At 64.7% G+C, this 13,846-nt stretch carries 13 protein-coding genes and 2 tRNA genes; 9 read left to right on the forward strand and 6 right to left on the reverse strand.

Translation table 11 applies throughout. The features are described from left to right. Window positions 1-50: 50 nt before the first annotated feature. A complete protein-coding gene (gene pepN / locus AYK61_RS00775) occupies window positions 51-2,624 on the reverse strand; it encodes an aminopeptidase N (RefSeq protein WP_121869447.1) in 2,574 nt (857 codons plus the stop codon). Window positions 2,625-2,782: 158 nt separating this feature from the next. Between pepN and AYK61_RS00780 the strand changes: the two genes are divergently transcribed. Beyond that, window positions 2,783-3,400: a DsbA family protein gene (locus AYK61_RS00780; protein ID WP_121869448.1), complete on the forward strand. Its 618-nt coding sequence runs from the start codon at window positions 2,783-2,785 to the stop codon at window positions 3,398-3,400. 133 nt (window positions 3,401-3,533) lie between these two features. Here the strand turns inward: AYK61_RS00780 and AYK61_RS00785 are convergent, their stop codons facing one another. Beyond that, window positions 3,534-5,264, reverse strand: coding sequence for a transposase (locus AYK61_RS00785; RefSeq protein WP_183130116.1), 1,731 nt, complete (start codon window positions 5,262-5,264; stop codon window positions 3,534-3,536). 47 nt (window positions 5,265-5,311) lie between these two features. Then, on the reverse strand, window positions 5,312-5,974 hold the full coding sequence (locus AYK61_RS00790; protein WP_121869449.1) for a DUF429 domain-containing protein: 663 nt from the start codon (window positions 5,972-5,974) through the stop codon (window positions 5,312-5,314). 16 nt (window positions 5,975-5,990) lie between these two features. Here AYK61_RS00790 and AYK61_RS00795 point away from each other — a divergent pair, with 16 nt between their 5' ends. Both AYK61_RS00795 and AYK61_RS00800 read left to right on the forward strand, forming a co-directional pair. Continuing rightward, window positions 5,991-6,470, forward strand: a complete 480-nt coding sequence (locus AYK61_RS00795; protein WP_037193169.1) for a ribose-5-phosphate isomerase — start codon at window positions 5,991-5,993, stop codon at window positions 6,468-6,470. Beyond that, entirely contained in the window at window positions 6,471-7,265 is a 795-nt protein-coding gene (locus tag AYK61_RS00800; RefSeq protein WP_121869450.1) for an Fpg/Nei family DNA glycosylase, read from the forward strand. Here the strand turns inward: AYK61_RS00800 and AYK61_RS00805 are convergent. Further along, on the reverse strand, window positions 7,262-8,041 hold the full coding sequence (locus AYK61_RS00805; RefSeq protein ID WP_121869451.1) for a DUF1542 domain-containing protein: 780 nt from the start codon (window positions 8,039-8,041) through the stop codon (window positions 7,262-7,264). The genes AYK61_RS00800 and AYK61_RS00805 overlap by 4 nt on opposite strands. 109 nt (window positions 8,042-8,150) lie before the next feature. Beyond that, a tRNA-Gly gene (locus AYK61_RS00810) sits at window positions 8,151-8,224 on the reverse strand. Window positions 8,225-8,394: 170 nt separating this feature from the next. On the opposite strand from AYK61_RS00810, the gene AYK61_RS00815 reads away from it, so the two are divergent. The 6 genes from AYK61_RS00815 (at window position 8,395) to clpX (ending at window position 12,952) form a co-directional block, all read left to right on the forward strand. Further along, a tRNA-Pro gene (locus AYK61_RS00815) sits at window positions 8,395-8,468 on the forward strand. A gap of 103 nt (window positions 8,469-8,571) precedes the next feature. Then, complete coding sequence (gene tig, locus AYK61_RS00820; RefSeq protein ID WP_183130117.1) at window positions 8,572-9,951, forward strand: trigger factor; 1,380 nt, start codon at window positions 8,572-8,574, stop codon at window positions 9,949-9,951. A gap of 83 nt (window positions 9,952-10,034) precedes the next feature. Next, window positions 10,035-10,685, forward strand: a complete 651-nt coding sequence (locus AYK61_RS00825) for an ATP-dependent Clp protease proteolytic subunit (RefSeq protein WP_082898933.1) — start codon at window positions 10,035-10,037, stop codon at window positions 10,683-10,685. Between the two features lie 47 nt (window positions 10,686-10,732). Continuing rightward, window positions 10,733-11,374: an ATP-dependent Clp protease proteolytic subunit gene (locus AYK61_RS00830; RefSeq protein ID WP_008715342.1), complete on the forward strand. Its 642-nt coding sequence runs from the start codon at window positions 10,733-10,735 to the stop codon at window positions 11,372-11,374. 64 nt (window positions 11,375-11,438) lie between these two features. Then, window positions 11,439-11,585: a hypothetical protein gene (locus AYK61_RS27155; RefSeq protein ID WP_155292938.1), complete on the forward strand. Its 147-nt coding sequence runs from the start codon at window positions 11,439-11,441 to the stop codon at window positions 11,583-11,585. 86 nt (window positions 11,586-11,671) lie between these two features. Continuing rightward, window positions 11,672-12,952 carry an ATP-dependent Clp protease ATP-binding subunit ClpX gene (gene clpX, locus AYK61_RS00835; protein ID WP_121869453.1) on the forward strand — a complete coding sequence of 427 codons (1,281 nt, stop codon included), beginning with the start codon at window positions 11,672-11,674 and terminating at the stop codon, window positions 12,950-12,952. Between the two features lie 79 nt (window positions 12,953-13,031). Here clpX and AYK61_RS00840 read toward each other — a convergent pair whose 3' ends face one another. Beyond that, on the reverse strand, window positions 13,032-13,844 hold the full coding sequence (locus tag AYK61_RS00840; RefSeq protein WP_259467885.1) for an N-acyl homoserine lactonase family protein: 813 nt from the start codon (window positions 13,842-13,844) through the stop codon (window positions 13,032-13,034). Window positions 13,845-13,846 lie beyond the last annotated feature (2 nt).

Consider the following 13,846-nt stretch of genomic DNA (forward strand, 5'->3'; position numbering starts at 1 on the left):
TGCTCCACCTTTCGGTGAGCAACCGGCCCTCGTCGTCGATGCCGTCGAGATCAGCTCGCGTCGAACTCCCGCGCAGCGAGAGCCCGAACGATGCCGGCCCGGCCCTCGATCACCAGGCGTCGGAGTGCAGGCGGCAGGTCGCCGTCGAGAAACTCGTCCGCCGCAGCGAGGGACTGCTCACTGATCGACCAGGACGGGTACAGCCCCACCACGACGGTCTGCGCGACCTCGCTCGAACGACGCGCCCAAACACCTTCGATGGCGTCGAAATAGCGGGCGACGTACGGTTCGAGCAGCTCGCCCTGACCTGGGCCGGCGAAGCCGCCGATGATCGAGCGTGCCGTGATGTTGGGAACCGCATCGTCGTCGACCACTGTCGTCCAGGCCTGCTCCTTGACCTCCGCGCTGGGCCGAGCGGCTCGTGCAGCCGCTGCCGACCTGGCTCCGGCGGCCGTGTTGTCTTCGGCCGCCTCGGCGTCGATCACCGGTGAGTCCACGCCGTCGGCGTCGATCGCACCGGCACCGGCCAGCGCCGTGACGATGCGCCAGCGTAGATCGGTATCCACGCCGAGGCCGGCCAGAGACTGCCCCTCGACATCACCGTCGAGCAGAGCCCTCAGCACGCCGATGTGACGGTCGCCGAGTTCGGTGCCGGTGAGAGCATTGACGAAGGCCAGCTGGTGATCCGAGCCTGCTTCGGCGCTGCGCGCCAATTCGAGCAGTGCATCGGCGAACTCGGGGGTACCGTGCTCGGCCGCCCATGCCGGATCGGCGTAGCTGGAGATAGCGGTCTGGGCTTGCACCAGAAGACGTTGCACCACACCCACTTCCGTCTCACCGCCGATTCCGCGCTGGACGAGGGCCACGAAGTCACGCGCCTTCATCTCGGCGGATCGAGTCATCTCCCAGGCCGCCGACCACGCAAGGGTGCGGGGGAGTGGTTCGGCGATGTCGCCGATTCGAGAGAGAAGGACGTCGAGCGAATCCGGGTCGAGACGCACCGCGCAGTACGTCAGATCGTCGTCGTTGACGAGCACGAGCTTGCCGCGCGAGACACCCACCAGCGCGTCGACATTCGTCGACTCTGCAGCGTCGAGGTCGAGTTCGACGCGGTCGGTGCGCACCAGCTTGCCGTCGACGTCGTCGTAGATACCGACGCCGATGCGGTGTACGCGACGCTCGCCTGCGCCCGGTGCTGCGCCGGTCTGCGACACTGCGAACCGGGTGAACTTGCCATCCGAGTCGACGTCGAAGTCGGGGCTCAGAGTGTTCAGGCCGGTGGTGCGCAGCCACTGGGCACCCCAATCGGAGAGATCGCGTCCCGACGACTTCTCCAGAGCGGCAAGCAGATCCGAGAACGTGGCGTTGGCGAAGGCATGATCGACGAAGTACGCCCGCAACCCGGCGAGGAAGTCCTCCTTGCCGACGTAGGCCACCAGCTGCTTGAGCACACTTGCGCCCTTGGCGTAGGTGATGCCGTCGAAGTTGACCTCCACGGCGGCCAGATCGGGGATGTCCGCGGCGATGGGGTGCGTCGACGGCAACTGGTCCTGGCGGTAGGCCCAGGCCTTCTCGACATTGGCGAAGGTGGTCCACGCGTTGGTGTACTCGGTTGCCTCGGACTGGCACAGCACCGATGCGAACGTGGCGAAGGACTCGTTGAGCCACAGGTCGTCCCACCACGTCATGGTCACCAGGTCGCCGAACCACATGTGCGCCATCTCGTGCAGCACCGTCTCGGCGCGACGCTCGTAGGAGGCGCGTGTCACCTTGGACCGGAAGACGTAGTCCTCGAGGTACGTGACGGCACCGGCGTTCTCCATCGCACCGGCATTGAACTCAGGCACGAAGAGCTGGTCGTACTTGCCGAATGCGTACGGGGTGCCGAAGTTCTCGTGGTAGAAACCGAAGCCCTGCTTGGTCTCGGTGAACAGGCGCTCCGCGTCCATGTGCTCGGCAAGCGTTGCGCGGCAGTATATTCCGAGCGGGATAGTGCCGTGATCGTCGGTGTACGAGTCGGTCCACTCCGCGTACGGTCCGGCGATCAGTGCGACGAGGTAGGTACTCATCAGCGGGGTCGTGTCGAACACGTGCTCTCCCGCGGCGGGCTCGGCACCGTGCGCGGCATTGGAGATCACGGTCCAGCTCTCGGGAGCGGTGACCTTCAGATCGAAGGTGGCCTTGAGATCGGGCTGATCGAAGCAGGCGAACATGCGCTTGGCGTCGGCGGTCTCGAACTGCGAGTACAGGTACACCGAACCGTCCGACGGGTCGACGAAACGGTGCAGGCCCTCGCCGGTGTGCGAGTAGATGCAGTCGGCATCGATGACGAGTTCGTTGTGTTCGGCGAGATTCTCGAGAGCGATGCCCGTCGACTCGTCGTAGTTCGCAATATCGAGATCGGTGCCGTTGAGCGTCGCGGAGCGGATCGTGCCCGCGATGACGTCGACGAAAGTCGACGCCCCGGCGGTGGCCGCGAACGTGATGGTGGTGAGCGAGCGGAAGGTCTTCTCGCCCGGATTGCCCTCGCCGTCGGTGAGATCGAGAACGATCGCGTACTTCGTTTCCCCGATGATCGCCGAGCGCTCGGAGGCTTGGTCACGCGTCAGGTTGGGAGCAACCACTTCAGTCGACACCTCTTCGTGTAGTTATGGATAGTGCCTTCCATCCCATCACGTCACGCGTATCCCGCGCTGGCCGACGGGCCGTGTGGAATGTCTGCGCGGTGGGCGGTTGTTACGCAATGAAGAGACGTTGACCTCGACTTCCAAGGAGTAGGACAGTGGCCGGTTCAGGACAGAAAGACACTGCGGATTTTTGGTTCGACCCACTGTGCCCGTGGTGTTGGATCACCTCGCGGTGGATTCTCGAGGTGCAGCAGGTGCGAGACATCGACGTGAACTTCCACGTCATGAGCCTGGCGGTGCTCAACGAGGGTCGCGATCTGCCCGAGGAGTACGCCGCGATGATGAAGAAGGCATGGGGGCCGGTCCGCGTGGCGATCGCCGCAGCCAAGCTGAAGGGTGACGAGATCCTCGCGCCGCTGTATGCGGCCATGGGAACGCGAATTCACAACGAGGGCAACAAGGATTTCGACGTCGTGATCGCGGAGTCGTTGGCAGAACTGGACCTGCCCGGTGACCTGGCGAAGGCCGCCGAGAGCACGGACTACGACGAGGACCTGCGGACCAGTCATCATGCCGGTATGGACAAGGTCGGACCTGATGTCGGCACCCCGACCATTCACGTCAACGGCGTTGCCTTCTTCGGCCCTGTACTCTCCCGGATCCCGCGCGGCGAAGAGGCAGGCAAACTCTGGGACGCATCGGTGATCTTCGCGTCGTACCCGCACTTCTTCGAGCTCAAGCGCAGCCGCAACGAGGACCCGCAGTTCGACTGACAGCGCTGCCCTCGTGCGTGGAAACTCGTAGTAGGCGGGCCGTTGCGTTTTGGCGCGAGTGAGCGGGTGAACTGATCGGCTGTGTGAGGTCGGTCGGTGTGGCCGGGCCCGGTAGGGCCCGGTCACTCACTGTTCAGGCCGGTGCCGTTGTGGGGGCGGCCGCGAGGCGGGTGAGGATTTTGCCGATGTTGTGAACCGCTGCGTGAAATGACCATTCACTGGCCGCTCGGTCGAGTCCTCGACCTGTGAAGCGACGAAATCCGAGATTGTGTTTGGCATGCCCGAACGGTGTCTCGGCGATATGCGAGCGTGTGCGGTAGGTCGCGATCCCGTCCGGTGTCGCCAACCTCTCCCGCATCTTATCGAGCGAACTCTGTTGCACCGGTGCATCTTCGGTGTTGCTCGCCGCGGCGGCGTGGGCAGCGGCTTCGAGATCACGGGTGGTGCCGGTGGCGATCAACCTGTCCGGGCCGGGTGCATCGAGATTGGCGTTCGAGCAGTACCCGGCATCGAAAAGCATGATCCCGATCGCAGCCTCACCGGCACCGGCATCGGATCCGCAGACCGTGTCGGTGACCGGCGGTGAATCTGTGGCAGTTTTCGTCGCGACGATCGTGTCGGCGGCAGCGATGGCCTTCGCGACCATGTCCGGGTAGTAACCGGAGTCGTTGGGGTTGATCCCGACACCGGTCGCGATGATGATCCCGTCCTCGGTGGTGAATGCTTGACAGTTGTAACCCTGCACCCATCCGCCACCACGGATCGGCTGCACTCGCGACTGCGGATCGGTGATGTTGCGGCAGATCACCGGCGCACTGTTCTCCCGGTCACGTCGGCGGGCTCGAGCTTTCGCCAACGCCGCCCGCGCCCGCACCACCGTGTAATGAGACTCCACCGGCACCGGAGCAGTTCCTTTCGGCTTCGCCCCACGAGCACCCAGTGCCGCAACTTTGGCCTCGTAGTCAGCGCTCATCTGCACCCTGACCTGCCGTGCACGCTGCAACCGGATCTCCGCTGCGTCGACCGCAGCACCGACCGGAGACTGACCGATGATCTTTGCGCCCGCCTCCATCCGCTCGAGATGGCCCTTCGCCGCGGCCTGCTCGGCTGCTCGCGCCGCTGCCTTCTCGGCCTCGATCTGGGCCAGTGCTTCGGCGATCCGCGCCGACCGAGACTTCGGGTCGGCCAGGTCTTTCGGGACGTGGCCGGGGCCCGGATCGTCCGGGCCGTAGAGCTCGTCGTCGGCGTCATCGCCCGCGGCGTGCGCTGCGGCCGCCGCGGCGGCGATCTTCGCAGCCTCGGCCTCGGCCGCCGCACGCAACCCGGATTCGCTGCGATTCGCCGACAGCGACGCGTTCGAGGCGATCTTGACTCCGTCGAGGGCGATGGTTCCCAACGACCCCAATCCCACCCGCGCGGCCAGGATCAGCACCTGCGCGAACAAAGCCGCGCAGGCCGCGTGGTTGTCTTTACGGAACCGAGAGATCGTCACATGATCGGGGATGTCACCAGCGCAGATCACCCGGTAGGACACCACGTCGGCGCACGCGGACTCGATCCGGCGTGAGGATCGTTGGCCCTGCGACCAGGACCAGATCAGCAACGTGAGCAACATGTCCGGGTCGTATCCGGCGCGCCCGACACCACCGAGTCGACGCCCGGTATGAAACGCCGAGGTGTCGAGATGAGTATCGACGATGTCGATGAGCGTCCACACCGGATGCTCCGCCGGTAACCACTCGCGCATGTCCGGTGGAATCAGAAACTGTTGATCACGATCGACCGGTCGATACCCCTTCGCCACCACCACATTCTCGCCCACCCACAACGATGGGGCGCCTCGACACTCGAGACGCCCCACCATCAAATTGAAACAGCCCGTAGGAGTCGAGCTTTCACGCACGAGGGGCGCTAGGCCACGATCCGATCCGAGCCGTCCTCGGTACCGAACGTCAGATGCTCGCCGACGTGAAATCGCCTTGCCGACCACGCCGCTGCGGCCGCGTCGAGGAAGTCGTCGACGGCGGGTCCTGGCGGTAGATCCGCCAGATCCACGTGTTCGCTCCAGCGCATCAGGGCGGACAACCGCTGCCCGACGCCCCGGCCGGTCTTCTTCGACGCGAACGTCGTCGTCGGTGACATGGCCCGGAACGAGCATTCGGGATGTACCTCGACGTACCTGTCCGGGTCGAAGTCCGCATCGCGCCACGCCTTCACGGAAGGCAGGATGTGCCACGTCTGCTTGCTGATCGCCTTGCCGGTGAGCTGCCGAGAAACGGCACACGCTTCGGGATACGACTCGGCGGCGAGTACGTCGACGACCGGCGTGTGAAAGATCGAACTCCGCGCTGTACCGAGAAACGTCTTCGCCTCCAGTTCGCCGAGGCGATAGCCGTGTTCGGGCAACGACAGCGGCATGTCGACGCCCACCCGTGCGCAGTCCCGTGTCACCTCGAGCACCTCCGTCACCGACGCACACTCGATCCACGTCACCGTCGCCTCGGCGAAGAACGCGACCACCCACGCGCCTTTCGCGCCGTCCACACCGGCGAATTTCTCGGCTTCGGAGTTCACCTGTCAGACTCTAGGCATGCGCGTATACCTGGGTGCCGACCACGCCGGCCTCGAGTTCAAGAATCAGATCATCGAACACCTGACGGCAACCGGGCACGAGCCCGTCGACTGCGGTGCCTTCGACTACGACCCCGTCGACGACTACCCGGCATTCTGCATCGACGCAGCACGCCGCGTCGTCGCCGACCCGGGTAGCCGCGGCCTGGTGCTCGGCGGTTCCGGAAACGGCGAGCAGATCGCAGCCAACAAGGTGCCGGGCGCTCGCTGCGCGCTGGCGTGGAGCGTCGAGACCGCCAAGTTGGCGCGCGAGCACAACGACGCCCAGCTCATCGGCATCGGTGGCCGCATGCACACCCTTCCGGAAGCCCTCGCCATCGTCGATGCCTTCCTCGGTACTCCGTTCTCGGGCGAGGAGCGCCACCAGCGCCGCATCGACATCCTGTCCGAGTACGAGCGCAGCGGCGAGGCACCCGTCGTGCCGGGAAAGCCCGAGTAGGTGCCCGAGGGGCACACCCTGCACCGACTGGCTCGGTTGCATCAACGTCGGTTCGGTGGGGCACCGGTCGAGGTGAGTAGCCCGCAGGGGCGCTTCACCTCCGGTGCCGCGCTGATCGACGGTCTCGTACTGGAGAGGGCCGAGGCCTGGGGCAAGCATCTGCTGCACCGATACGAGTCCGATCTGATCGTGCACATCCATCTCGGCCTGTACGGGAAGTTCACCGAACAGGCCGTGCCACTGGACGATCCGGTGGGTGCCGTGCGGCTGCGCATGGTGGGGGAGAAATACGGAACCGACCTGCGCGGCCCCACGGCCTGCGAGATCTACACCGAAGAGCAGGTCGACGCTCTGGTGGCGCGGTTGGGACCGGACCCGCTGCGTAAGGACGCCGACCCGGAGAGGGCGTGGGCACGAATCTCCAAGTCGCGCACAGCAATCGGCACGTTGCTGATGGATCAGAAGGTGCTCGCCGGCGTCGGAAACGTCTACCGCGCCGAGATTCTGTTCCGGCACGAGATCAACCCCATGCGCCCGGGCAAGGACCTCGACCGATCCGAGTGGGACGCGATCTGGTTCGACCTCGTCGAACTGATGAAGATCGGTGTCCGACGCGGTCGCATCATCACCATCCGACCAGTGGACGATCACGGCGACACCTACGGTGCCCGGCGACCGCGCTCGTACGTCTACCGCAGGCAGGGATATCCCTGCCGAGTGTGCGGAGCCGACATCCTGCACTCGGTGATGCAGGCTCGAAACCTGTTCTGGTGCCCGGTCTGTCAGGCGACCTAGAACCCGCCGAAGTCGCCTCCACCGCCGAAATCGCCTCCGCCGTCGAACATGCCTCCACCGCCGCCGTCGTCCATGGCACCGTATTCCGTGTCGCCGCCGGAGTAGTCGTCGCCGGACCCATCGCCCCCGCCGTCGGCTCCCGTGTCGCCGCCGGCCGCAGTCTCTTCCGGAACCCCGGCCATGCCGGAGAACATGGCCGAGAACAGGAACATCGACCCCATTCCCCAGGCACCTGCGACCAGGGCCGGACGCCACCAGGGCTCGGAGTACCAACCTGCGGGTACCGGACGGCCGGCGACTCGGCCACCCGGGTAGTAGTTCGGGGTGCGATCGGACGGATCCGGTGACGCCGCGATCTCACGGCCCTCGAAGTCGACCTTGCGATCCTCGGTGACTCGCCCCGCCTGCTGCTGGCCGTCGATGCCCTGCACCTCCGGGCCCGGGTCCATGCCCATCGCCAGGCGCGCGGCACGGATGTAGTAGAGCCCCTCGAGCGCCGTCTGCTTGGCCAGTCGGGCCTGTTCGGGAGTGGTGGCCTGATCGATCTGCGAACCGGCGGCGATGTTGCGTTCGGACGCGTCGGCCAAGGCCTGCTTGGACGGTGTATCCGTGCCGATCAGGTTGTAGACCTGACCGCCGAGGCGTTCGATCGATTGGCGGGCATCGGCCTTGGCGTCGGCCAGCGCGGTTTCGGCCGCCGCAGCGGAGTTCTTCTTGTTTCGCAGCACCAACAGGGCCACTGCGGCGATGACGATGACGATCAGGACGATTTCCACTGCGGACCTTCCGCCGACGGTGCATGCCCGGTTCGTACGGACAATTCGGACACCATCCAGGGTACGCGGACACGAAAAAGCCCCGCACTGACAGTGCGGGGCTTTTCGATGGAGCCGATGACGAGAATCGAACTCGCGTAGCCTGTTTGGAAGACAGGGGCTCTACCATTGAGCTACATCGGCATGCAAACAACAGTCGTGGGATCGCCAGTTCCGTCGCCTGCGTTTCAAGACTGTACCCAACGCCGCCGCCGGATTCCAAACCGGCCCGCCGCGAGCGGTTCGTCCGAACGTCATCGGTGGGGCGCCCACTGGGGGCTACTATCGGTTGCTGTTCAATGGTGTCCGTACGACGGGGTGTGGCGCAGCTTGGTAGCGCATCCGCTTTGGGAGCGGAGGGTCGCAGGTTCAATTCCTGTCACCCCGACAAAAGAGAGCCGCAGGCACGGCTCGCCGTGTTCGTGGCGAGCGAGATCAGACAGCAAGCCAGAACCACCAGCAAGCAAGAACCACCAGAAGGAGCATGTCCCGTGAAGAGCACCGTCGAGCAGCTGAGCCCGACGCGAGTCCGTATCAACGTTGAGGTGCCCTTCGAGGAGCTCAAGCCTGATTTCGACCGCGCGTACAAGGCTCTGGCTCAGCAGATCCGCCTCCCCGGCTTCCGTCCCGGCAAGGCTCCGGCCAAGTTGCTCGAGGCTCGCGTCGGCCGTGGTGCGGTTCTCGAGCAGGTCGTCAACGACGCTCTTCCCGCCCGCTACTCCGAGGCCGTGACCAACGAGAAGGTCAAGGTCATCGGCCAGCCCGAGATCGAGATCACCAAGATCGAGGACGGCACCGAGCTCACGTTCACCGCCGAGGTCGACGTCCGCCCCGAGATCGAGCTGCCCGACTACTCGACCATCAGCGTCGTCGTCGATCCGCTCGAGATCAAGGACGAGGCCGTCGACGAGCAGCTGCAGTCGCTGCGCCAGCGTTTCGGCACCCTGACCGGTGTCGATCGTCCCGTACAGTCGGGCGACTTCGTCTCGATCGATCTCTCGGCCACCGTCGAAGGCGAGAACGTGGAAGAGGCAACCGCGAGCGGACTGTCCCACGAGGTCGGCTCCGGCCAGCTCATCGAGGGACTCGACGACGCGATCATCGGCGTCTCCGCGGACGAGTCGAAGGAGTTCACCTCGACTCTGGTCGCCGGTGAGTACGCAGGCAAGGAAGCCGTCGTCACGGTCAAGGTCGTGTCCGTCAAGGAGCGCGAGCTGCCCGAGGCCGACGACGAGTTCGCTCAGCTGGCCAGCGAGTTCGACACGTTCGACGAGCTGCTGGCCGATCTGAAGACGCGCGTCGAACGGGTCGCGAAGGTCGAGCAGGCCGGTCAGATCCGCGACAAGGTGCTCGAGACGCTGCTCGAGACGCTCGAGATTCCGGCTCCCGAAGCTGTCGTCAAGGCCGAGGTCGATTCCCAGGTGCACGAGGCCATCCACGGCCTCGACCACAACGAGGAAGCACTCGCCGAGCTGCTCGAGTCGCAGGGTTCGAGCCGCGAGGAGTTCGACAAGGACGTCAAGGAAGGTGCCGAGAAGTCGGTGCGTACCCAGCTCCTTCTCGACGCGATCGCCGAAGCAGAGAACACGCAGGTCGGGCAGGAAGAGCTCACCGAGCGGATCATCTTCCAGGCGCAGCGCTACGGCATGCCGCCCGAGCAGTTCATTCAGCAGGTGCAGCAGGCCAACCAGCTCGGTGCCGTGTTCGCCGATGTCAAGCGCGGTAAGGCGCTGGCTTCGGTCGTCGAGCGCGTCACCGTGACCGACACCACCGGCGCGAGCGTCGACACCGCGGAGTTGTTCGGCAGCCCCGCCGATGCTCCCGACGAGGTCGAAGCAGCAGATTCTTCCGAGGGCGAACAAGAGAAGTAACGCTCACAGCGAACGACGGCGGTTCCGGGACTCCGGGGCCGCCGTCTTTCGTTAGTGTCTGTGTCAGGAACCAACGATTTGTTATGGAAAAGGCAGGTACCGTGACTGTTCAGAATCCGGCGGCTTCGCACCAGCAGAGTCCCGTCATGACTTCGGCTGCAGCAGGGCTGAATCTCAGCGACTCCGTGTACGAGCGTCTGCTTCAAAACCGCATCATTTTCCTCGGTACCCAGGTCGACGACGACATCGCCAACAAGTTGTGCGCTCAGATCCTGCTGCTCTCGGCCGAGGACCCCACCCGCGACATCGCGCTGTACATCAACTCGCCCGGTGGCTCGGTCACCGCGGGTATGGCCATTTTCGACACGATGGAATTCGCCGAGTGCGACATCGCGACCTACGGAATGGGCCTGGCTGCCTCGATGGGGCAGTTCCTGCTCTCGGCCGGTGCCAAGGGCAAGCGTTACGCCCTGCCGCACGCGCGCATCATGATGCACCAGCCTTCGGCCGGTATCGGCGGCAGCGCCTCCGACATCGCCATCATGGCCGAGCAGTTCGCGCACACCAAGCGCGAGATGGCAGAGCTGATCGCCCTGCACACGGGTCAGACCGTCGAGCAGATCACCGAAGACTCCGATCGTGACCGCTGGTTCACGGCGCAGGCCGCCAAGGAATACGGGTTCGTGGATCACGTCGTCAGCCGTGCGCGGCAGGCCGGCGGAATCGGCGAGTAAATCGGCCGCTCCCGGCGACCCTCGATCACTTACATCTTGGAGAAACGATGACAAACCTGTTCGACCCCAATCAGCTGCCGTCCTCCCGATACATCCTGCCCTCCTTCGTCGAGCACTCCAGCTACGGCGTGAAGGAATCGAACCCGTACAACAAGCTGTTCGAGGAGCGCATCATCTTCCTCGGCGTCCAGGTCGACGACGCGTCCGCAAACGACGTCATGGCGCAGCTGTTGGTGCTCGAGGGCCTCGATCCCGACCGAGACATCACGATGTACATCAACTCGCCCGGTGGCTCGTTCACCTCGCTGATGGCGATCTACGACACGATGCAGTACGTCCGCGCCGATGTTGCGACCGTATGCCTCGGCCAGGCCGCGTCGGCCGCGGCCGTCCTGCTCGCCGCCGGCACCCCCGGTAAGCGTGCGGCGCTGCCCAACGCCCGCGTGCTGATTCACCAGCCCTCGAGCGGTGGCATCCAGGGCCAGGTGTCCGACCTGGAGATCCAGGCCGCCGAGATCGAGCGCATGCGTCGACTCATGGAGACCACCCTCGGCCGCCACACCGGCAAGGATCCCGACGTCATCCGCAAGGACACCGATCGCGACAAGATCCTCACCGCGGAACAGGCCAAGGACTACGGGATCATCGACACCGTGTTCGAGTACCGCAAGCTCTCAGCCCAGAAGTAGCAGAGCGAGTACCACCGGTCGGACCGAACAGGTCCGGCAGAAGATTCCGACGCCGGGTGTGAGTGTGAAACTCCGCCCGGCGGTCGCGATCGACGACCCGAATGCTGCATTCGGCGAAATCGGGTGGCGAATCACCGGAAACAACCCGCCCATGTTCGGCGAACACGGGTACCGTCGCATCCAAGAACTCGGTCGACCGAAGTCGGCATGACGACAGACCGAGAAGTAGCCCACGAAGGTTTCGGCCACACCCGGTCGGCGTGGGTCGTACGCGGACAAGGAAGTAGGAACCTCCGAATGGCACGCATCGGTGACGGTGGCGATCTGCTGAAGTGCTCCTTCTGCGGCAAGAGCCAGAAGCAGGTCAAGAAGCTCATCGCTGGACCAGGGGTGTACATCTGCGACGAGTGCATCGACCTCTGCAACGAGATCATCGAAGAGGAATTGGCCGAGTCGAGCGAAGTCAAGCTCGACGACCTTCCCAAGCCCTCCGAGATCAAGGACTTTCTCGAGAACTACGTGATCGGTCAGGACGCTGCCAAGCGCACGTTGGCCGTAGCGGTCTACAACCACTACAAGCGCATCCAGGCCGGTGACAAGGCGCGCGACGTGCGAGGCGAATCCGTCGAACTGGCGAAGTCGAACATCCTGATGCTCGGACCGACGGGATGCGGAAAGACCTACCTCGCGCAGACTCTGGCCAAGATGCTCAACGTGCCCTTCGCCATCGCCGACGCCACCGCCCTCACCGAGGCCGGTTACGTGGGCGAGGATGTCGAGAACATCCTGCTCAAGCTGATCCAGGCAGCGGACTACGACGTCAAGCGCGCCGAGACCGGCATCATCTACATCGACGAGGTGGACAAGATCGCTCGCAAGAGCGAGAACCCGTCGATCACGCGTGACGTGTCCGGTGAAGGCGTGCAGCAGGCGCTGCTCAAGATCCTGGAAGGAACTCAGGCCAGCGTGCCGCCGCAGGGTGGCCGCAAGCACCCGCATCAGGAGTTCATCCAGATCGACACCACCAACGTGCTCTTCATCGTCGCCGGTGCATTCGCCGGACTCGAGAAGATCGTGTCCGATCGGGTCGGCAAGCGCGGGCTCGGATTCGGAGCCGAAGTTCGCTCCAAGGCCGAGATGGACACTCAGGATCACTTCGCCGAGGTGATGCCGGAGGATCTGATCAAGTTCGGTCTCATTCCCGAGTTCATCGGTCGACTGCCGATGATCGCGTCGGTGACGAACCTGGACAAGGAATCGCTCGTGACGATTCTGTCCGAGCCGAAGAATGCGCTGGTCAAGCAGTACCGCCGGTTGTTCGACATGGACGGCGTCGAGCTCGAGTTCACCACCGAGGCCCTCGACGCAATCGCCGACCAGGCTATTCTCCGCGGAACCGGTGCTCGTGGACTGCGCGCCATCATGGAAGAAGTTCTGCTTCCGGTGATGTACGACATCCCGAGCCGCGACGACGTGGAGAAGGTTGTCGTGACTGCCGAGACCGTGAACGACAACGTGCTGCCGACCATCGTGCCGCGCAAGCCCGAGCGTCCGGAGCGCCGCGACAAGTCCGCCTGATCCGCGCCGATCGACTTGCTGAACAACGACGAATCCCCGGCCTCATCGCGAGGTCGGGGATTCGTCGTTGTCGCTGTACTCAGCCGATGATCACGGCGTGCGCGCCGGGGGCGTCGGTCACGGCGGGGAATCGGTGTCGGACCAAAGGATCGTGGCCGGGTACGACGGTGCCGGTGCCGGCGGCGAGCTCTCGAATTCGGTCGAAGGCCCCGTACATGTCCGGCAGCGCGTGCAGGATCGCGAACGGGCTGTCGTCCTCGAAGTTCTCGTAGAAGTGACTGGCGTCGGAGGCCAGCACCACCGGGCCGCGGTCGGTGTTCACTCTGACCACCTGCATGCCTGCGGTGTGTCCGCCGACTGCGTGGACGGACAGCCCCGGGAACAGGACGAGATCGCCGTCGACGAGGTCGAGCCGAGTGCCGCGATCGGCGGTTTCGATGTGTTCGGTGTCGGCTCGCGAGTGCAGCCATTGTTCTCGGGTGATGCGGGCGGCCCACGGCCCGGTCCAGTATTCGTGTTCTGTGCGCTGCACCACGTATCGCGCAGTCGGGAGCTCTGCGACGACCCCGGTGTGGTCGTAGTGCAGGTGGGTCAGGATGCAGGTGTCGATGTCATCCGGTGCCAGGCCGAGTTCGCCGAGCAGGTCGATGGGAGACCCGTGATAGTCGAGCCCGTCCGTCGATTCTGCTGTGGCCGGGGAAATCCCGGCGTCGATCAGTACCGTGCGGGTCTTCGAGAGGGCGAGCCACACGTAGTAGGCCACCGTCTGGCTTTCGGTACTGCGCTCGTCACGTTGATGAAAGAGTTTGCTACGCAATGCCGTTCGGCTGGCATACTGCAGGGCGAACACCGTCCAGGTGCCCGCCACTGCAGGTCGAAGTGCGTCGATCACGA

The sequence above is a fragment of the Rhodococcus sp. SBT000017 genome, assembly GCF_003688915.1.
Taxonomy (GTDB): Bacteria; Actinomycetota; Actinomycetes; order Mycobacteriales; family Mycobacteriaceae; genus Rhodococcoides.